The sequence below is a fragment of the Citrobacter sp. XT1-2-2 genome (assembly GCF_023516235.1).
In the GTDB taxonomy this organism is placed as follows: Bacteria; Pseudomonadota; Gammaproteobacteria; order Enterobacterales; family Enterobacteriaceae; genus Citrobacter; species Citrobacter werkmanii.
Window position 1 is genome coordinate 1,500,661 of the sequence record NZ_CP097324.1, and the last position, 19,986, is coordinate 1,520,646.

At 52.6% G+C, this 19,986-nt stretch carries 18 protein-coding genes, 6 tRNA genes and 1 other RNA gene; 13 read left to right on the forward strand and 12 right to left on the reverse strand.

The window, feature by feature from the left end; genetic code table 11:
• Window positions 1–219 (forward strand): DUF3820 family protein, encoded by a 219-nt coding sequence (locus M4I31_RS07060; protein WP_032944144.1) that lies wholly within the window; start codon window positions 1–3, stop codon window positions 217–219.
• Here the strand turns inward: M4I31_RS07060 and M4I31_RS07065 are convergent.
• On the reverse strand, window positions 216–1,214 hold the full coding sequence (locus M4I31_RS07065; protein WP_038642468.1) for a bile acid:sodium symporter family protein: 999 nt from the start codon (window positions 1,212–1,214) through the stop codon (window positions 216–218). The two genes, M4I31_RS07060 and M4I31_RS07065, sit on opposite strands and share 4 nt — an antisense overlap.
• 89 nt (window positions 1,215–1,303) lie before the next feature.
• Between M4I31_RS07065 and M4I31_RS07070 the strand changes: the two genes are divergently transcribed.
• From M4I31_RS07070 to M4I31_RS07085, 4 genes are all read left to right on the forward strand, one after another.
• Complete coding sequence (locus M4I31_RS07070; RefSeq protein WP_069324504.1) at window positions 1,304–2,230, forward strand: LysR family transcriptional regulator; 927 nt, start codon at window positions 1,304–1,306, stop codon at window positions 2,228–2,230.
• Window positions 2,231–2,411: 181 nt separating this feature from the next.
• Window positions 2,412–3,245, forward strand: a complete 834-nt coding sequence (gene xapA, locus M4I31_RS07075; protein ID WP_038642464.1) for a xanthosine phosphorylase — start codon at window positions 2,412–2,414, stop codon at window positions 3,243–3,245.
• Window positions 3,246–3,302: 57 nt separating this feature from the next.
• Window positions 3,303–4,559, forward strand: a complete 1,257-nt coding sequence (locus M4I31_RS07080) for a nucleoside permease (protein WP_250856864.1) — start codon at window positions 3,303–3,305, stop codon at window positions 4,557–4,559.
• A gap of 101 nt (window positions 4,560–4,660) precedes the next feature.
• Window positions 4,661–5,545: a LysR family transcriptional regulator gene (locus M4I31_RS07085; RefSeq protein ID WP_085049683.1), complete on the forward strand. Its 885-nt coding sequence runs from the start codon at window positions 4,661–4,663 to the stop codon at window positions 5,543–5,545.
• Window positions 5,546–5,694: 149 nt separating this feature from the next.
• Here the strand turns inward: M4I31_RS07085 and M4I31_RS07090 are convergent.
• The 5 genes from M4I31_RS07090 to M4I31_RS07110 form a co-directional block, all read right to left on the reverse strand.
• A non-coding RNA gene (locus tag M4I31_RS07090) (RtT sRNA) lies at window positions 5,695–5,828 on the reverse strand.
• 22 nt (window positions 5,829–5,850) lie between these two features.
• Window positions 5,851–5,926 (reverse strand) — tRNA-Lys (locus M4I31_RS07095).
• 4 nt (window positions 5,927–5,930) lie between these two features.
• Window positions 5,931–6,006 (reverse strand) — tRNA-Val (locus M4I31_RS07100).
• A 46-nt stretch (window positions 6,007–6,052) separates the two neighbouring features.
• Window positions 6,053–6,128, reverse strand: a tRNA-Val gene (locus M4I31_RS07105).
• Window positions 6,129–6,175: 47 nt separating this feature from the next.
• Window positions 6,176–6,251: transfer RNA gene (locus M4I31_RS07110), tRNA-Val, on the reverse strand.
• A gap of 258 nt (window positions 6,252–6,509) precedes the next feature.
• On the opposite strand from M4I31_RS07110, the gene gltX reads away from it, so the two are divergent.
• On the forward strand, window positions 6,510–7,925 hold the full coding sequence (gene gltX, locus M4I31_RS07115) for a glutamate--tRNA ligase (RefSeq protein ID WP_038642458.1): 1,416 nt from the start codon (window positions 6,510–6,512) through the stop codon (window positions 7,923–7,925).
• A 56-nt stretch (window positions 7,926–7,981) separates the two neighbouring features.
• Here the strand turns inward: gltX and M4I31_RS07120 are convergent, their stop codons facing one another.
• Window positions 7,982–8,374, reverse strand: coding sequence for a YfeC-like transcriptional regulator (locus tag M4I31_RS07120; RefSeq protein WP_038642449.1), 393 nt, complete (start codon window positions 8,372–8,374; stop codon window positions 7,982–7,984).
• Between the two features lies 1 nt (window position 8,375).
• Entirely contained in the window at window positions 8,376–8,738 is a 363-nt protein-coding gene (locus tag M4I31_RS07125) for a YfeC-like transcriptional regulator (RefSeq protein ID WP_006683575.1), read from the reverse strand.
• A 221-nt stretch (window positions 8,739–8,959) separates the two neighbouring features.
• Between M4I31_RS07125 and M4I31_RS07130 the strand changes: the two genes are divergently transcribed.
• Window positions 8,960–9,035 (forward strand) — tRNA-Ala (locus tag M4I31_RS07130).
• 42 nt (window positions 9,036–9,077) lie between these two features.
• Window positions 9,078–9,153: transfer RNA gene (locus M4I31_RS07135), tRNA-Ala, on the forward strand.
• A gap of 150 nt (window positions 9,154–9,303) precedes the next feature.
• Here the strand turns inward: M4I31_RS07135 and nupC are convergent.
• Window positions 9,304–10,506, reverse strand: coding sequence for a nucleoside permease NupC (nupC, locus tag M4I31_RS07140; protein ID WP_038642445.1), 1,203 nt, complete (start codon window positions 10,504–10,506; stop codon window positions 9,304–9,306).
• A gap of 344 nt (window positions 10,507–10,850) precedes the next feature.
• Here nupC and M4I31_RS07145 point away from each other — a divergent pair, with 344 nt between their 5' ends.
• Window positions 10,851–12,089 (forward strand): Nramp family divalent metal transporter, encoded by a 1,239-nt coding sequence (locus tag M4I31_RS07145; protein ID WP_085047777.1) that lies wholly within the window; start codon window positions 10,851–10,853, stop codon window positions 12,087–12,089.
• A 32-nt stretch (window positions 12,090–12,121) separates the two neighbouring features.
• Here the strand turns inward: M4I31_RS07145 and ypeC are convergent, their stop codons facing one another.
• Window positions 12,122–12,448 carry a DUF2502 domain-containing protein YpeC gene (gene ypeC / locus M4I31_RS07150; protein WP_003834889.1) on the reverse strand — a complete coding sequence of 109 codons (327 nt, stop codon included), beginning with the start codon at window positions 12,446–12,448 and terminating at the stop codon, window positions 12,122–12,124.
• Window positions 12,449–12,585: 137 nt separating this feature from the next.
• Window positions 12,586–13,575 carry an L-glyceraldehyde 3-phosphate reductase gene (mgrA, locus tag M4I31_RS07155; protein ID WP_085047778.1) on the reverse strand — a complete coding sequence of 330 codons (990 nt, stop codon included), beginning with the start codon at window positions 13,573–13,575 and terminating at the stop codon, window positions 12,586–12,588.
• A gap of 184 nt (window positions 13,576–13,759) precedes the next feature.
• On the opposite strand from mgrA, the gene M4I31_RS07160 reads away from it, so the two are divergent.
• Complete coding sequence (locus M4I31_RS07160) at window positions 13,760–15,412, forward strand: alpha-keto acid decarboxylase family protein (RefSeq protein ID WP_085047779.1); 1,653 nt, start codon at window positions 13,760–13,762, stop codon at window positions 15,410–15,412.
• On the opposite strand, the gene M4I31_RS07165 is transcribed toward M4I31_RS07160, so the two are convergent.
• Window positions 15,413–16,648, reverse strand: a complete 1,236-nt coding sequence (locus tag M4I31_RS07165; RefSeq protein ID WP_085047780.1) for an ion channel protein — start codon at window positions 16,646–16,648, stop codon at window positions 15,413–15,415.
• Between the two features lie 204 nt (window positions 16,649–16,852).
• On the opposite strand from M4I31_RS07165, the gene glk reads away from it, so the two are divergent.
• The 3 genes from glk to M4I31_RS07180 all read left to right on the forward strand — a co-directional run bounded on the left by glk (window position 16,853) and on the right by M4I31_RS07180 (window position 19,969).
• Entirely contained in the window at window positions 16,853–17,818 is a 966-nt protein-coding gene (gene glk / locus M4I31_RS07170; RefSeq protein WP_042306971.1) for a glucokinase, read from the forward strand.
• Between the two features lie 556 nt (window positions 17,819–18,374).
• Window positions 18,375–18,701: a PTS fructose transporter subunit IIB gene (locus tag M4I31_RS07175; protein WP_003028254.1), complete on the forward strand. Its 327-nt coding sequence runs from the start codon at window positions 18,375–18,377 to the stop codon at window positions 18,699–18,701.
• Window positions 18,702–18,721: 20 nt separating this feature from the next.
• Window positions 18,722–19,969, forward strand: coding sequence for a PTS fructose transporter subunit IIC (locus M4I31_RS07180; protein WP_038642433.1), 1,248 nt, complete (start codon window positions 18,722–18,724; stop codon window positions 19,967–19,969).
• Window positions 19,970–19,986 lie beyond the last annotated feature (17 nt).

The following is a 19,986-nucleotide window of genomic DNA, read 5'->3' on the forward strand; positions in this document are numbered from 1 at the left end:
ATGGAAAAAGAGCAGCTGGTTGAAATCGCCAACACCGTGATGCCCTTTGGCAAATATAAGGGGCGTCGGCTGATTGATGTCCCGGAAGAGTATCTGCTGTGGTTTGCCCGTAAGGATGAATTCCCGGCGGGTAAACTTGGCGAGCTGATGCAAATCACGCTGCTGATTAAAACTGAGGGGCTGACGCAACTGGTGCAGCCCCTGAAACGCCCGCTTTAAGCCTTTGCGGCGCGGCTTTTCTGCTGCGCCTGCAATGCGTCCGTCTGTTGCTTGTAGCGACGGGCCATCACGGCGCAGACCATCAGCTGAATTTGATGGAAGATCATCAAAGGCAGCACCATCATGCCAATCACCGAAGTCGGAAACAGAATATTTGCCATTGGGATCCCATTCGCCAGGCTCTTTTTCGAACCGCAGAAGACAATGGTGATTTCATCGGCTTTATTGAAGCCGCATTTCCGGGCAACAAAGACGTTTATGCCAATCACAATGGCCAGCAGAACGATGCTGACCACGCAGATAAACAGCAGTGAGCCGATTCCCACTTTGTGCCAGATCCCGTTAACCACGGCTTCGCTAAAGGCAGAGTACACCACCAGTAAAATGGAGGATTGGTCCGTTTTGGCGATCCACTTTTTATGTCGTGATACCCAGTTACCAATCCATGGACGTGAAAGATGTCCCAACACGAATGGCAGCAGCAGTTGCAGCATAATTTTCCCCACCTGCTCCAGGCTGCCTTCCGCGCCGTGCATATTCATCACCAGGCCTACCAGCAGTGGTGAAAGGAAAATACCCAGCAGGCTGGAGGCCGAAGCGGAGCACACGGCGGCGGCGACGTTACCTCCCGCCAGCGATGTAAAGGCGATGGCCGACTGCACCGTGGCCGGCAAAATACACAGATACAGGAAACCGGTATACAGCATCGGGTCAACATTAACCGGTGCCCACCATGCGAACAGAACACCCAATACCGGGAAGACGACGAAAGTGCTGCACATGACCCACAGATGCAAACGCCAATGGCTACCGCCGGCAATAATGGCCTCACGCGACAGCTTTGCCCCGTGCATAAAAAACAGCAGGGCAATGGCGGCGGTGGTTAAGCCTTCAAAAAAAGGGACAAAACCGCCCTCGGCCGGGAAAAAGGAAGCCAGTAAAACGACGGTAATTAGCGTTATCGTGAACGGATCAAGAATACGAAATAGTTTCATAAAAGCTCCTGAAATTCGGTAGGAACATTTTGCGTTTTTCCGTTTGAGAAATAAAATTGATTTATTGCATCCATATATGAATCGAATAGATGAATTACTCTCTGCGTCAGCTCCGTATCTTTGTTACCGTCGCTCAGGCTAAAAGTTTTAGCCGGGCGGGGGATATCATTGGCTTAAGCCAGTCGGCGGTCAGCCATAGCGTTAAAGAGCTGGAAGGGCAGACGGGCGTCCGATTATTAGATAGAACAACACGAGAAGTGGTACTGACAGAAGCCGGGCATCAGTTGGCGGCGCGACTGGAGCGTATTCTGGATGAACTGCACAGCACCCTGCGTGAAGCAGGCCAGGTGGGGACGCAGTTAACCGGAACGGTGCGCGTTGCCGCCAGCCAGACGATCTCCGCACACCTGATTCCACAGTGTATTGCCCAGAGTAATCAGCTTTATCCTGCGATCGATTTTGTGCTGCACGACAGGCCACAGCAGTGGGTGCTGGAAAGCATTCGCCAGGGAGAAGTCGATTTTGGCATTGTGATTGATCCTGGTGCTGTGACCGATCTGCAGTGTGAAGCCGTACTGTCCGAACCTTTCCTGTTGCTGTGTCGGCAGGATCATCCGTTAGCCCAGCGGGAATGGGTCAACTGGCAGGATCTCTATCATGAGCGTCTGGTGCTACAGGATTACGCTTCCGGCAGTCGACCGCTGATCGATGCGGCGCTGGCCCACTTTTCGATTGATGCCAATATTGTTCAGGAGATTGGTCACCCGGCCACGTTGTTTCCAATGGTAGAGGCGGGCATTGGTATCAGCGTACTGCCCGCGCTGGCGCTCCCCTTACCGCAGGGTAGCCATTTACAGGTTAAGCGTCTGACGCCGGTGGTTGAACGACAATTGATGCTGGCGCGACGTAAAAACCGTTCTTTATCTACCGCGGCTCAGGCGTTGTGGGACGTGGTGCGCATGCAGGCCAGTGAGTTAACTGCTGGTCGCGCAAGCGATCCGCTGTATAAGATATAAACCGCCCCATGCCATTTCTGGCAGAAAAATAATGTGAATTCAAACCAGTTTAGCGTACCTCATCGATACCGATTTACTATCGCTTGTCGGGATAAACGGTATTGGTAATCGATTGCGTAGTCCCGCTATAACAGTGTGGTACGCGACGTTATTTTCGATTACTCAGTATTAAGGATATCTCATGAGCCACTCTCTTTTCTCGCAAAATCCCTGGTACAGCGCCGATATTATTCGTGGCTATAAGCCGGATTTCACTCCTCGCGTCGCTTTTATTCTTGGCTCAGGCCTGGGCGCGTTGGCGGATCAAATTGAGGATGCGGTGGCCATTTCTTACGAGAAACTTCCCGGGTTCCCGGTGAGCACCGTTCACGGTCATGCCGGTGAACTGGTGTTGGGAAATCTGGCAGGTATTCCGGTGGCCTGTATGAAAGGGCGTGGACATTTCTATGAAGGGCGCGGTATGACGGTGATGACCGATGCCATTCGCACACTGAAGCTGCTGGGCTGTGAACTGTTATTTTGTACCAACGCCGCAGGCTCCCTCCGCCCTGAAGTTGGGCCGGGTAGTTTGGTTGCGCTTAGCGATCACATCAATACGATGCCAGGTACACCGATGGTGGGACTTAACGATGAGCGTTTTGGCGAGCGATTCTTTTCGCTGGCGAATGCCTATGATGCTGACTATCGTGCAATCCTGCAAACCGTTGCCGCAGAAGAAGGTTTCCCGCTGAGCGAAGGCGTATTTGTCTCTTATCCGGGACCAAACTTTGAAACCGCGGCAGAAATTCGCATGATGCAAATCATTGGTGGCGATGTCGTGGGGATGTCGGTGGTGCCTGAAGTTATCTCTGCCCGCCATTGCGGTCTGAAAGTGGTTGCGGTCGCAGCTATCACTAACCTGGCGGAAGGTTTGGGCGATGTGAAATTATCTCACGCGCAGACGCTGGCGGCAGCGGAACTCTCCCGGCAGAACTTTATCAATCTGATCTGCGGCTTTTTGCGCAAACTGGCCTGAATAATTAAAAATTGACCCCGCTTGCGGGGTCTTACTTTTTTGGCAAGGAACGGAAAAATGGGTATCGCATCTCGCTTAAAGCTCATGTCGTTTTTGCAATATTTCATCTGGGGGAGCTGGCTGGTTACCCTGGGTTCTTACATGATTAATACCCTGGATTTTACCGGCGCGAATGTGGGTATGGTCTACAGTTCGAAAGGGCTGGCAGCGATTATCATGCCGGGCATAATGGGGATCATTGCCGATAAATGGCTACGCGCCGAACGCGCCTACATGCTTTGCCATCTTGTCTGCGCGGGTGTGTTGCTATATGCCACTACCGTTACCGATCCGCAGACCATGTTCTGGGTGATGTTGGTTAACGCGATGGCATATATGCCGACGATTGCGTTATCGAACAGTGTTTCCTACTCGTGTCTGGCGCAATCGGGTCAGGACCCGGTCACCGCTTTTCCACCCATTCGCGTGTTTGGCACTATCGGCTTTATCGTGGCCATGTGGACGGTGAGTCTGATGGGACTGGAACTGAGCAGTGCGCAACTGTATATCGCTTCTGGCGCATCGTTGCTGCTGGCTCTGTATGCGCTGACGTTGCCGAAAATTCCGGTTGCCGAGAAGAAAGCGGACACAACGCTTGCCAGCAAGCTTGGGCTGGATGCTTTTGTCTTGTTTAAAAATCCACGTATGGCAATCTTCTTTTTGTTTGCGATGATGTTGGGGGCGGTACTGCAAATTACTAATGTCTTTGGCAATCCGTTCCTGCATGATTTTGCTCGTAATCCTGAGTTTGCCGACAGTTTTGTGGTGAAGTATTCCTCTATCTTGCTTTCAGTTTCACAGATGGCGGAAGTGGGCTTTATCCTGACTATCCCGTTCTTCCTCAAACGCTTTGGTATTAAAACGGTAATGCTGATGAGCATGCTGGCGTGGACGCTGCGCTTTGGTTTTTTTGCCTTTGGCGATCCGTCCCCGGTCGGCTTTGTGATGCTGCTGATGTCGATGATTGTCTATGGTTGCGCGTTTGATTTCTTCAATATTTCAGGATCGGTGTTTGTAGAGCAGGAAGTGAGTTCTAACATTCGCGCCAGTGCGCAGGGGCTGTTTATGACGATGGTCAATGGCGTGGGCGCTTGGGTTGGCTCAATCCTGAGCGGGATGGCGGTAGATTACTTCTCTGTCGATGGCGTTAAGGACTGGCAGACTATCTGGTTAGTCTTTGCCGCGTATGCGCTGGCATTGGCGGTTATCTTTGCATTGTTCTTTAAATACAAGCATGAGCCAGAAAAATTGGCGCAGAAATCGCTGGCGCATTAACGTGACATTCGCGGCGGGGGACTGATACCCGCCGTTTCATTTTCCGCGATGCAATGTGGTAACTTTGCGCATTATCCTTTGTCCTCAGGAGCGCATTATCCATGGAACGCACGCACCGTATCGATCTGAAGTTACTGCGTTATTTTCTTGCTGTCGCAGAAGAACTGCATTTTGGACGCGCTGCTGCTCGCCTGAATATGTCGCAACCGCCGCTCAGTACGCATATTAAAGAGCTGGAACAACAACTCGGCACTTTGCTTTTTATCCGACATTCCCGCAGTGTAGCCTTAACACATGCCGGAAAAATTTTGATGGAAGAGTCGCGCCGATTGCTATCCAGTGCGAATCAGGCGCTGGCGAGAGTAGAGCAAATTGGTCGCGGCGACGCAGGGCGGATTGAACTCGGTGTTATCGGTACGGCGATGTGGGGAAAAATGCGTCCAGTGATGCGGCGTTTTTTAAAAGATAACCCTAACGTTGAGGTGCTGTTTCGCGAGAATATGCCAGCCATGCAGATGACGATGCTGGAACGACGTGAGCTGGATGCGGGAATTTGGCGGATGGCCACTGAGCCTTCGCCTGGATTTACCAGCCTGCGTTTGCATGAATCCTCTTTCCTGGTGGCAATGCCAGAAGAGCATCCACTGACTGAACTAGCCGCGATACCATTGGAAGCGTTGCGGAACGAATATTTTGTCACAATGCCGTCCATTCATACCGACTGGGCATTTTTACAGCGCGTTTGCCAAAGCGCCGGATTTTCACCAATGATTATTCGCGAGGTGAAGGAGCCGCAAACGGTGTTGGCGATGATCAGTATGGGGGTTGGAATTACGTTGATTGCAGACAGTTATGCACAAATGAGCTGGCCGGGTGTGGTGTTCCGTCCGTTAGAGGAACGTATTCCGGCGGATTTGTATATTGTGTATGACCAGCAGCAGGCAACGCCCGCGCTGGAGAAACTGGTGGCGGCGTTGATGGTATGATGTTTGCGCCGGATGGCGACTAACGTCTTATCCGGCCTACGCGTGCGGTATTGCCTGTAGGCCTGATAAGCGCAGCGCATCAGGTAAGCAGATTCGAATTTTTCATATCGCAGATAGCAAAAAGGCGCCGCCAGCGCCCTCTTTTACATTGGTGGGTCGTGCAGGATGACTCGCTTCGCTCGCCCTTCGGGCCGTCGCCGTAAACGGCTCCGTTGTCTCACTACGTTCGAGCCGAACCTGCTGCAGGTTCGAATCGTTGAATTTTGCGCATAGCAAAAAGGCGCCTTTAGGGCGCCTTTTTACATTGGTGGGTCGTGCAGGATTCGAACCTGCGACCAATTGATTAAAAGTCAACTGCTCTACCAACTGAGCTAACGACCCGAAGTGGTGGGTGATGACGGGATCGAACCGCCGACCCCCTCCTTGTAAGGGAGGTGCTCTCCCAGCTGAGCTAATCACCCACTTCGGTACTTCATATTTTAACAAGAAATCCAGCTGGCGAGAAAGTGGTGGGTGATGACGGGATCGAACCGCCGACCCCCTCCTTGTAAGGGAGGTGCTCTCCCAGCTGAGCTAATCACCCACTTCTCAATTTCTTGTTTTTACACGGCGGAGACTACATAAAGTAGTTGGTGGGTGATGACGGGTTCGAACCGCCGACCCCCTCCTTGTAAGGGAGGTGCTCTCCCAGCTGAGCTAATCACCCCCGCTGTGTGGAGTCGCATTATAGGGAGAGTTGAAAATGAGTCAACGCATTTTCAAAAGAAATTGTTCGTTCGTCGTAAATTTAAACAAAACGATCGCAAAACAATCCATGCAGCATGATTTGTATACGAAAATGGCAAAGCGTGATGTTCCAACCCGATCAACATTGAGGAATCAGACCACAGTGATAGAATACGAGCCTGATAATCTTCCCTGGATTTGCCGGTTGTCGGCATCTTTATAAACGTAAGGCCATTTCATGAAAATCAAAACTCGCTTCGCGCCAAGCCCGACAGGTTACCTGCACGTCGGCGGTGCGCGCACTGCTCTTTATTCCTGGCTTTTTGCACGTAACCATGGCGGTGAGTTTGTGCTGCGTATTGAAGACACCGATCTCGAACGCTCCACGCCGGAAGCTATTGAAGCCATTATGGATGGTATGAACTGGCTGAATCTGGAATGGGATGAAGGCCCGTACTTCCAGACCAAACGTTTTGATCGCTACAACGCTGTTATTGATGAAATGCTGGAAGCAGGCACCGCATATAAGTGCTACTGCTCCAAAGAGCGTCTGGATGCGCTGCGCGAAGAGCAGATGGCGAACGGTGAGAAGCCGCGTTACGACGGCCGCTGCCGCCACGGTCATGAGCACCATGCCGCCGATGAACCGTGCGTGGTGCGTTTTGCCAACCCGCAGGACGGTTCCGTTATTTTTGACGATCAGATCCGTGGGCCGATCGAATTCAGCAACCAGGAGCTGGACGATCTGATCATCCGCCGTACCGACGGCTCCCCAACCTACAACTTCTGCGTGGTTGTCGATGACTGGGATATGGAAATCACTCACGTTATTCGTGGCGAAGACCATATCAACAACACCCCGCGTCAGATCAATATCCTGAAAGCGCTGAATGCGCCGGTGCCGGTTTACGCGCACGTGTCGATGATCAACGGCGACGACGGTAAAAAACTCTCTAAACGTCACGGTGCGGTCAGCGTGATGCAATACCGCGATGACGGCTATCTGCCGGAAGCGCTGCTGAACTATCTGGTGCGCTTGGGCTGGTCCAGCGGCGATCAGGAAATCTTCACCCGTGAAGAGATGATCAAACTGTTCTCCCTCGGTGCGGTGAGCAAGTCTGCGAGCGCGTTCAACACTGAAAAATTGCAGTGGCTGAACCATCACTACATTAATGCGCTGGCGCCGGAATATGTGGCAACGCATCTGCAGTGGCACATTGAGCAGGAAAATATCGATACTCGCGTTGGGCCTCAACTGTCTGAGCTGGTGAAACTGCTGGGCGAGCGTTGCAAGACGCTGAAAGAAATGGCGCAGAGCTGCCGCTACTTCTATGAAGACTTTGCTGAGTTCGACGCTGACGCGGCGAAGAAACACCTGCGTCCGGTTGCGCGTCAGCCGCTGGAAGTGGTTCGCGACAAACTGGCCGCCATTACCGAATGGACGGCAGAAAACGTCCACCACGCGATTCAGGCAACCGCTGATGAGCTGGAAGTGGGTATGGGTAAAGTTGGGATGCCGCTGCGCGTCGCGGTAACCGGCGCGGGTCAGTCCCCGGCGTTAGACGTCACGGTGCATGCGATTGGCAAATCCCGCAGCGTTGAGCGTATTAACAAAGCACTGGCGTTTATTGCAGAGCGTGAAAGTCAGCAGTAATTCTGGCTGATTGATGACACAACGGCAGGATGCGCTCCTGCCGTTTTTTTTACCTGTTATTCAGACTCATCAATGCCCAGACGAATAAGGAAATTACGAATCCCTTCGCGCGAGATATACATCGCCAGCTTTTCTTGTTCCGTTGGCGACATATTGTCCAGTGCGCTGATTATCTGGCGACAGGCATGGCTGCGCACTACATGGGTGTATTCTGCCAGCGGTTCTTCAGCCTGATAAAACTCAGGAGCTTTGCGAAAAGCGGGAACGTTGAGCAGAAACGTGCGGACACCGGAGTCAATATGAATAAGTCTCGCACGACCACCTTTAACGCCGGGAAACTTTTCGGTGGTCCAGTTTTGCTCTCTGATCCAACGATTGACGGTTTGTTTGGCTACCCCGAGACATTCCGCCAGCTCTTCGGTCGTCATTTTGCTGCGTAATTTTTTCATATTATTTGTTTTCGCGGATCCCTAAGCGTTGTAATAAACCCGTAATGCCTTCACGCAGGATCAATGACGTAAACATTTTCTGTTCTGATGGCGTCATCTCTTTGGCGAGTCTAATCAGCAGCGCCTCAATCGAAGTATCACCGGATAACGATAAGTTATCTGATAAACCTTCGGCTGAACGTTCAGCGCTGCGAATGTATTCACGAACTTGTTCGGTGACGTGAACCAGACGGGCTTTACCGCCCTGAACGCCTGGTTTTGGTGATGTAGCCCAACCTTCCTTGCGCACCCATTTATTGATGGTCTGTCGGCTGTATCCGGTCAGATTAGCAAGCTCTTCTGGCGTCATCCGTTCCTTGAACATAACGATTCCCTGAGTAGTCGTGGGGTTAATTAGTGGCTCATTTTATAGCACCATTTTAGTAGAAACCGTGACGCGTTTAACTACTGAATGCGAGTTGTTACGCAATGTTCTTCATTTGACTGCTTTTTCAGCGATTGAATTCTATGAGTTAATTTTGCCGTTGACACACGCGAAGGGAATTCATATGATGCCGCCCGTCAACTCGACAAGCTTTACGTGACGGGGCTATAGCTCAGCTGGGAGAGCGCTTGCATGGCATGCAAGAGGTCAGCGGTTCGATCCCGCTTAGCTCCACCAAATTTAATCCCAATAAATTTGGTCTGTACGTAAAAGCATCGTGGGGCTATAGCTCAGCTGGGAGAGCGCTTGCATGGCATGCAAGAGGTCAGCGGTTCGATCCCGCTTAGCTCCACCAAAATTTAAACCCTCGCTGAAAAGCGGGGGTTTTTTGTTTTTACATCCTGCCAGTTCTCACCTTATATTTCTTTGGTTTGCTGAATAACACGCATAAAAAAACCGGGGAGAAAAACCTCCCCGGTCTTAACACGACAATGTTGTCTTAGGCTTACAGCACCAGTGCTGCGATGGATGCAGACAGTACGCTCACCAGCGTAGAGCCGTACACCAGCTTCAGACCAAAGCGGGAAACCACGTTACCTTGTTCTTCGTTCAGGCCTTTAATCGCGCCGGCGATAATCCCGATGGAAGAGAAGTTAGCGAAGGAGACCAGGAACACAGAGATGATGCCTTCAGCGCGTGGAGAGAGCGTAGAGGCGATTTTCTGCAGATCCATCATCGCGACGAATTCGTTAGAAACCAGTTTGGTTGCCATGATACTGCCCACCTGCAACGCTTCGCTGGACGGTACACCCATTACCCATGCAACCGGGTAGAAGATGTAGCCCAGGATGCCCTGGAAGGAGATGCTGTAGCCAAACCAACCGGTCACGGTAGCGAACAGGGCGTTCAGGGCGGCGATCAGCGCGATGAAACCAATCAGCATGGCTGCAACGATAATTGCCACTTTGAAACCTGCCAGGATGTATTCACCCAGCATTTCGAAGAAGCTCTGGCCTTCGTGCAGGTTAGACATCTGAATGTTTTCTTCGCTGGCATCAACGGTGTAGGGGTTGATCAGCGACAAGACGATAAAGGTGCTGAACATGTTCAGAACCAGCGCAGCAACCACGTACTTCGGCTCCAGCATGGTCATATACGCGCCGACGATAGACATGGAAACCGTCGACATCGCTGTCGCAGCCATGGTGTACATACGGTTGCGGGACATTTTGCCGAGAATATCTTTATAGGCGATAAAGTTCTCGGACTGACCCAGGATCAGGGAGCTGACGGCGTTAAAGGATTCCAGCTTACCCATACCGTTGACTTTAGATAACAGGAAACCAATCGCGCGGATGACAATTGGCAGAACGCGGATATGCTGCAAAATACCGATCAGCGCGGAAATGAAGACGATCGGGCAAAGCACTTTCAGGAAGAAGAATGCCAGGCCTTTGTCGTTCATGCTGCCGAAGACAAAGTTTGTCCCTTCATTAGCGAATCCGAGCAGTTTCTCAAACATCTCGGAGAAGCCTCTCACGAAGCCCAGACCGACATCAGAGTTCAGGAAGAACCATGCCAGTAACACTTCAATAACAAGCAGTTGAATAACATAACGAATGCGGATTTTTTTACGGTCACTGCTTACCAGCAGTGCGAGTACCGCAACCACGGCAAGGGCCAGGACAAAATGAAGAACGCGGTCCATATTTGCTCCAAATATGAGGCAGGTTTAGTTTTCGTGCACATTCTATGTAACAACCATAAAGAAAACGAGATCAAACACACACTATAATAAGGACCTGTGACGAGATTCAAAATTAGTGATCGGCGATACACTTCTGTTATGTTGAGTAGGGAAGTGAAAAGTTATGTCATTGTGCTAATCTAATAACAATAATTAAACATCTCACCGGTATTTCCAGAATCTTTATCGATCCATAGACAATCGCTATCAGAGAAATCAACTTCACCCATTAAAATGAATTTGATAATCATTCTCAATGGGCGTAGCTTGAAACATAGCAAAGGCTATGTTTCTGGGGCACTAAAATGACGAACGATCGCGTTGAGAGTAGCAGTGGACGGGCAGCGCGCAAGTTGAAGCTCGCATTAATGGGACCTGCGTTCATCGCGGCGATCGGTTATATCGATCCAGGTAACTTTGCCACCAATATCCAGGCAGGGGCCAGCTTTGGTTATAAATTGCTGTGGGTGGTGGTCTGGGCAAACCTGATGGCGATGCTGATTCAGGTGCTGTCGGCAAAACTGGGTATTGCCACCGGTAAAAACCTGGCAGAGCAAATTCGCGATCATTATCCTCGCCCGGTGGTGTGGTTTTACTGGGTGCAGGCTGAAATTATCGCCATGGCGACCGACCTTGCTGAGTTTATTGGCGCTGCGATTGGTTTCAAACTGATCCTGGGCGTTTCGTTATTGCAGGGGGCCGTGCTTACCGGCATCGCGACATTTTTAATTTTGATGCTGCAGCGCCGCGGGCAAAAGCCGCTGGAAAAAGTCATTGGCGGCCTGCTGCTGTTTGTGGCCGCGGCTTACATTGTGGAACTGATCTTTTCCCAACCGAACTTCGCGCAGCTTAGCAAGGGGATGATTATTCCCAGCCTGCCCAATTCGGAGGCTGTGTTCCTGGCCGCAGGCGTACTTGGCGCGACCATCATGCCGCACGTCATTTATCTGCACTCTTCCTTAACCCAGCATCTGCACGGCGGAACGCGCCAACAGCGCTATACGGCCACCAAATGGGATGTGGCTATCGCCATGACGATTGCCGGATTTGTAAATCTGGCGATGATGGCGACAGCTGCCGCCGCATTTCATTTTAGCGGGCATACCGGTATCGCCGATCTCGATCAAGCGTACCTGACCCTTGAACCGCTGTTGAGCCATGCGGCGGCGACGGTGTTTGGTTTAAGCCTGGTGGCTGCGGGACTGTCTTCTACTGTGGTCGGCACGCTGGCGGGGCAGGTGGTGATGCAGGGATTCATCCGCTTTCATATCCCATTATGGGTACGTCGCACCGTCACTATGATGCCATCATTTATTGTGATTCTGATGGGGCTGGATCCGACCCGTATTCTGGTGATGAGCCAGGTGTTGCTCAGTTTCGGGATTGCCCTTGCGCTGGTGCCGCTACTAATCTTTACCAGCAACGGCCCATTGATGGGGGATTTGGTTAACACCGCCTGGGTCAAATACATTGGCTGGATGATTGTGGTGTTAGTGGTCGCGCTCAATATCTGGCTACTGGTGGGAACCGCGCTGGGTTTGTAAAAACAAAAGAGCCCGCAGGCTCTTTTGTTACATTAATGATGATGTTTGTGACCGCGCCCGCGACCGCGATGGTCGTCACGGTCATTCCAGCCTTCGCGATAGCCGCGCTCATAAGCTTTACGTTTATCCCAGCCACGATGATAGCCGTTGTCATGACGCCACCAACGATTTTTGCGCCACTCATAGTTATGATGCCAGTAATCCCGGTCGCGCCAGCGGCCGCCATCCCAGTAGTTACCGTAATTATCGCGATCGCCAATTTGCAATTTTATTGATGGCAGCAGGGTGATTTCGCCAGCGTTCGCGGCCAGCGGGGTAAAAGCCAATAAGACTGCCGCCAGAATCAGTGACCTGAACATGTTTACTCTCCTTCACGATCGAGCCGTAGCCGGCCTGTTAACGTAATATTACGGGGCAGTAAAGCCCCGTTTCATCGCCTTAACTCTTAAATCGCGAGCGAGAGCACTTTTTGTTAATAAATGTGTCTTTATTTCAATCAGCTCAGAATGGCATCAATCTCAGCGCACTCTTCGGCAGAGAAATGCCGGTTTGCCAGCATGCCAACGGCGTCTTCAATTTGCGCGGGTTTACTGGCGCCTATCAGCACGGAGGTGACCTTGTCTTCCCGTAATACCCACGCGAGCGCCATTTGAGAAAGTTTTTGTCCCCGGCGCTCTGCGAGCGCGTTCAGCGCACGGACCTTTTCCAGTTTTTGTGGCGTTAACTGGTCCGGGTTAAGAAAACGGCTGGAGCTTGCCGCGCGCGAGTCCGCAGGAATACCGTTCAGGTAGCGGTCGGTTAATTGCCCACCCGCCAGCGGTGAGAAGGCGATACTGCCAACACCCTTTTCCTGTAACAGCGACAGCAGGCCACTTTCGACCCAACGTTCAAACAGGGAATATTTAGGCTGGTGGATAAGGCAGGGGGTGCCTAAATCGTCGAGTATTTCAATCGCCTGCCTGGCAAGCTCAGCCGGATAGTTAGACAGCCCGACGTACAGCGCTTTCCCCTGACGGACAATATGATCCAGCGCGCGCATGGTTTCTCTGAGCGGCGTTTCTGGATCGGGCCGGTGATGATAGAAGATATCAACATACTCCAGCCCCAGACGCTTCAGGCTTTGATTGAGGCTGGCAATCAGGTACTTGCGCGATCCCCAGTCGCCGTAGGGCCCCTCCCACATGGTGTAGCCCGCTTTGGTGGAGATGATCAGCTCATCCCGCCACGGTAAAAAATCTTCCTGCAGAATGCGGCCAAAATTTCGCTCCGCTGAACCCGGCGGCGGGCCATAGTTATTCGCCAGGTCAAAATGAGTAATTCCCAGATCGAATGCGCGCTGTAACAGCGCCCGACTGTTCTCTACCTGCGTGGCATCACCAAAATTATGCCACAAACCCAAAGAAACAATCGGCAACCTGAGGCCGCTCTGGCCGCAGCGGCGATACTCCATTGTTTGATAGCGATTTTCATCAGCCTGATAAACCATGTAGCCTCCTGTTGGATAACGTGTGTCATTGAGTGTATACGTTTACACAAAGCAGACTGTAATGAATTTTTAATCGTCAAAACTGTACAGCTTGCTTTCCACCCCCTTCACAGCAACTCCCCTGGACAGTCATCACAGTTCTTCGATACTCAACATTGAGGTTACCGTCAGAAGGATAGCTGTCATGCAAACCCAATATTCCGTTGCTGATTATCTGCTGGACAGGCTGGCAGGCTGTGGCGTCGGCCACCTCTTTGGTGTGCCTGGCGATTATAATTTGCAGTTTCTTGACCACGTGATTGAACATCCCAGCGTACGTTGGGTCGGGTGTGCGAACGAATTAAATGCGGCTTATGCTGCGGATGGCTATGCCCGGGTGGCAGGGGCGGGAGCTTTGCTCACCACGTTTGGCGTGGGAGAGTTAAGTGCGATCAACGGCATCGCGGGAAGCTATGCGGAATATGTTCCCGTTTTGCATATTGTCGGCGCGCCCTGTCGCGGTGCGCAGCGTCGTGGGGAACTGATGCATCACACCCTTGGCGACGGTGACTTTCAGCATTTTTACCGTATGCAGCAGGCTGTAACGACGGCCAGCGCAGCGCTGGATGAACAAAACGCCTGCTATGAAATTGATCGCGTGCTGCGGGCGATGTTAACTGAGCGCAGGCCGGGCTATCTGATGTTGCCTGCTGATGTGGCAAAACAGCCCGCCACGCCGCCGAATGACGCCCTGATTATTCCTCTGAGCGAACCGGAAAGCAGCGTGGCGGAAGCGTTTCGCTATTATGCCCGCGAGCGGCTATTGGACAGTCCGCGCGTAGCGCTGCTGGCCGACTTTCTCGCGCAGCGTTTTGGCTTACAGCCTGTATTGCAGCGTTGGATGGCGGAAACGCCGATGGCTCACGCCACGCTGTTGATGGGGAAAGGGTTATTTGATGAGCGTCACCCGGCGTTTGTCGGTACGTACAGCGCCGGAGCCAGTAGCGACTATGTGCGCCAGGCCATTGAAGATGCCGATACGATTATTTGTGTCGGTACACAATTTGTCGACACCCTGACCGCTGGGTTTACGCAACGGTTACCACCGGAGCGCACGATTGACGTTCAACCCCATGCGTCACGTGTTGGTACCCAATGGTTTAACGTTCCGATGGAACAGGCCGTCACTACGTTACGCGAGTTGTGTCTGGAGATGTCGTTTTCACTGCCGCCCGAACGCCCGCCAGTTGGGCGTATCCAGGTTGAGAAGGGGCTGCTGACCCAGGAAAATTTCTGGCAAACGGTGCAACACTATCTGGCGCCGGATGACATCATCCTCGTCGACCAGGGAACGGCGGCATTTGGTGCGGCAGCGCTCTCGCTACCCAGCGGTGCGGAAGTCCTGGTCCAACCCCTGTGGGGTTCCATCGGCTACGCGCTCCCGGCGGCATTTGGCGCGCAAACGGCCTGCCCGGACCGCCGGGTGATCCTGATTATTGGCGATGGTGCAGCGCAACTCACTATCCAGGAACTGGGCTCTATGCTCAGGGACGGGCAATCACCGGTGATTTTACTGCTTAACAATGACGGCTATACCGTGGAGAGGGCCATTCACGGGGCAAATCAGCGTTATAACGACATCGCCGGATGGAACTGGACGCTGGTGCCGCAGGCGTTAAGTCATGAATGTCAGGCGGAATGCTGGCGAGTGAAGCAGGCGGTCCAACTGGAGGAAGTGCTGGCCCGGCTGTCCCGTCCGCAACGGTTGTCATTAATTGAAGTGGTGCTACCGAAAGCCGATCTTCCTGAGTTATTGCGCACGGTGACCCGTGCGCTGGAATCTCGCAACGGAGGATAGCTACTCCTCGGGACGGCTGGCGATCATCATTGGTTTTCCGGCCAATAAAAGCCAGGCGGGGAGCATAACGACGCAAAGCAGCGGCAGCAAAGTGGTGTCTGGCACCACGACTGCCGCCATAAACAGGCTCAGCCACGCGTCGCGGGTAACGACCAGCACCAGCCCGAGAATCGCGCAGGAGACCGTGATGGCTGCCGGAACGGCTTCAACATGGGCGTGCAGCATCAGACCCAGCGCGACACCCACGAAGACCGCCGGAAAAATTCGCCCGCCGCGAAAACCGCTCGCTGCGGCGACCACCAATGCCGCCAGTTTGATCACGGCAAGCAGCAAATAATCCGTTGTCCCCAGCGTCTGGCTAAACGCCATTTGCTGCATTTCATCCAGTCCCTTAAATAAGGTAAGCGGTCCGCCAATTACACCCAAAATACCGAGAATAAAACCACCAACCCCAAGGATCAGTACCGGGTGTTTAAGCCGATGCATTAAATGATGCAAGCGCGGTAGACACCAGACGGCCACCATGCCCGCGGCAATGGCGATAGCAGCAACGACCGCACCGCTGAGGATATCGATCAGATGCATTTGCGTATAGTGCGCGATGGGCAATGAAAAATGGGGATGAAAGAACAGGCTGGTGGTCAGTGAACCTGCGGCGGCGGCCATTAACGGCGCAAACAGGCGATCCCATAAAGGAACATCGTTCGAGCTATTCAGCGTTTGCGAAAACACCAACGCGGCGGCCACGGGAGTACCAAATAACGCCCCGATGGTGCCGGCAGAGGCGAGAATGGTCCAGTCCAGCTTAGCAATGCGCGGAAAGAGGCGGCTGCCAAGCGCCACTGCGAGGGCGATATTCACGGTCATGATGGGATGTTCCGGCCCTAAACTGACGCCGCCCGCCAGACCGAGGATTAGCGCCGCCAGCAGGCCTGGCAGCGCCGAAACGGCCACCGGCATTCCGATTAACGGTTCACAAGCCGGATCCGGACCAGCGTGGCCCCGGCTGTAGCGGATGACAAGCCCGACCATCAGTCCGGTTAACGTGAGCATACCGATGATCCACAGCGGAGAGTCTTGGGCAATTCCGATGCTAATCGGCAGACGCTCCCATAAAAATTGCTGTAAAACGGAAGCGACTTTCATCACAACGATCAACACCAGGCTGGACGCTATGCCAATGATTATCGCGGGAGTTGATAGCAAGAGCATCGTTCTGGCTCGCGGATGGAGCATTTTCAATTCCTTCAAACAGAGTCATAGATATAGTTTGCACAGCCTGCGCGACCGCATCGCTGCAAATGGTGCTGAAACGATAAAGTAATTGTGTGATCTGGATCGATTTTCTACGGGCATCAGCCTTCAGGCCGTTGTTGTTATGCCCCCATGAATTTACAGTGTGGCAAAGATTTATTCTGACTTTAGCGGAGCAGTGGAAGAATGACAAAATATGCTTTAGTAGGTGATGTTGGCGGCACCAACGCACGTCTTGCTCTGTGCGACATTGCCAGTGGCGAGATATCGCAGGCAAAAACCTATTCCGGGCTGGATTACCCCAGTCTGGAGGCTGTGGTGCGCGTGTACCTGGATGAGCATAGCGTCAGCGTCGAAGATGGTTGCATTGCCATTGCCTGTCCGATCACCGGCGACTGGGTGGCAATGACCAACCATACCTGGGCATTCTCTATTGCTGAGATGAAAAAAAATCTGGGCTTTAGCCATCTGGAAATCATTAATGATTTCACCGCCGTGTCGATGGCAATCCCTATGCTGAAAAAAGATCATTTGATCCAGTTTGGCGGCGCGGAACCTGTCGAAGGTAAACCGATTGCGGTGTATGGCGCGGGAACTGGCCTCGGCGTGGCGCATCTGGTGCACGTTGATAAACGCTGGGTAAGTCTGCCGGGTGAAGGCGGGCATGTGGATTTTGCGCCTAACAGCGAAGAAGAGGGGATTATCCTTGAGGTTCTGCGTGCGGAAATCGGTCATGTTTCTGCTGAACGTGTGCTCTCAGGACCCGGACTGGTGAACCTGTATCGCGCCATCGTCAAATCAGACGGCCGCCTGCCGGAAAATCTGCAGCCGAAGGATATCACCGCCCGTGCGCTGGAAGATTCCTGTATCGACTGCCGCCGCGCGCTGTCGCTGTTCTGTGTGATCATGGGCCGCTTTGGCGGCGATCTGGCGTTAACGCTGGGCACGTTTGGCGGCGTGTACATCGCTGGCGGGATCGTGCCGCGCTTCCTTGAATTCTTTAAAGCTTCCGGTTTCCGCGGTGGGTTTGAAGATAAAGGACGTTTTAAAGCCTACGTTCAGGATATTCCGGTGTATCTGATTGTGCATGATAATCCGGGCCTGCTTGGTTCTGGCGCACATCTGCGTCAGACGCTGGGGCATATTTTGTAAGGCCAATGTCGGATGGTATTTAGCAATCATCCGGCCTGTATTCCCACTAAACCGCGCTTCTGACGTAATGACGATCAGTTAACGACGAGCAATCGTCGTAACTATAGCTAAGAGCGGCATATCCGGAGGTAATGAATTTGTTGCCCCCGGTATTTGTTACGTTCACCTTATGTTTTTCACTTCTCTGAAACGATACTGCCTGTGAACGTGTTAAGGGTACTATCGCCGTACCCTTAACAATCCCGCCGGGAGCCTGGGTTGCAAGGGAGGCGGCGGTGAGCCTCCCTTGCACGTTCACGGGTACCTGTGCTTCAGAAAAGTGAAAAGCTGAAGTGAACGGAACCCTGAGTCGCAATCACATGTTCTCCATAATGATTAACTGACAAGCATTACGCTTCTGACGCGGTTTTTTTATGCCTGCCGCCCAGCTTTCCGACCTTCGTCACACTTCCTGATTACTGGATTATATGTCCAGTAAAAGCATTATTTGTCTGATAACGGTCGCTACTTGCCTCGGACCATAATTTCTCTCGTTAACTATTACGAGGAAATGAATATGAGCAAAAAATTGATTGCTGTCTGTGCGTGCCCAATGGGGCTGGCTCACACCTTTATGGCGGCGCAGGCGCTGGAAGAAGCGGCGGTTGAAGCCGGTTATGAAGTGAAAATCGAAACTCAGGGCGCTGACGGAATTCAAAATCGACTGACGGCGCAGGATATCGCTGAGGCGACGTTAATCATCCATTCAGTTGCCGTTACCCCGGAAGATAACGAGCGTTTCGAGTCGCGTGACGTCTACGAAATTACGCTACAGGACGCGATAAAAAATGCGGCCGGCATCATTAAAGAGATCGAAGAGATGGTTGCCGCTGAACAACAATAATCATCGACAGGGAACTACGTATGGCCATTAAAAAACGCAGTGCAACCGTTGTGCCAGGCGCATCTGGTGCGACAGCGGCAATAAAAAATCCACCGGCCTCCCGCAACAGCTTCTGGGGCGAACTTCCGCAACATGTGATGTCGGGTATTTCACGCATGGTGCCGACATTGATTATGGGCGGGGTAATTCTCGCCTTCTCGCAACTGATCGCTTATAGCTGGCTCGATATTCCTGCTGACACGGGCATCATGGATGCGTTGAACAGCGGAAAATTTACCGGTTTTAATCTCTCATTACTGAAGTTTGCCTGGTTGTCGCAATCTTTTGGCGGCGTGCTGTTTGGTTTTGCTATTCCGATGTTTGCCGCGTTTGTTGCCAATTCGATTGGCGGCAAACTGGCGTTTCCGGCGGGGTTCATCGGTGGGCTGATGTCTACTCAGCCTACCCAGATGCTGAATTTTGACCCATCGACGCTGCAATGGGTAACCAGTGCTCCCGTGCCTTCCACCTTTATTGGCGCGCTCATTATCTCGATCGTTGCCGGATATCTGGTGAAGTGGATGAACCAAAAAATTCAGCTCCCTGATTTCCTGCTGGCGTTCAAAACCACCTTCTTGCTACCCATTCTCTCCGCCATTTTCGTCATGCTGGCGATGTATTACGTAATCACGCCGTTTGGCGGCTGGATCAACGGTGGAATTCGTACTCTGCTGACCGCAGCAGGAGAGAAAGGGACGCTGATGTATGCGATGGGGATTTCCGCGGCAACGGCCATCGACCTCGGGGGGCCGATTAATAAAGCCGCTGGATTTGTCGCCTTCAGCTTTACCACCGATCACGTTCTGCCGGTCACCGCGCGCTCTATTGCGATTGTGATTCCGCCGATTGGTCTCGGGCTGGCAACGCTGCTTGACCGCCGCTTAACGGGGAAACGTCTGTTCAGCGCCCAGCTCTACCCGCAGGGAAAAACGGCAATGTTCCTCGCATTTATGGGCATCAGCGAAGGGGCTATCCCGTTTGCGCTGGAAAGCCCCATCACGGCAATTCCCTCTTACATGGTTGGCGCCATTGTCGGATCGACGGCTGCCGTCTGGCTGGGTGCGGTGCAATGGTTCCCTGAGTCGGCTATCTGGGCATGGCCGCTGGTGACCAATCTCGGTGTCTATATGGCAGGGATCCTGTTAGGTGCGGTGATTACGGCGCTGATGGTGGTGTTCCTGCGCCATCTGATGTACCGCAAAGGCAAATTGCTGATTGAAAGCCTCTGATCAAAAGGATTGTAACC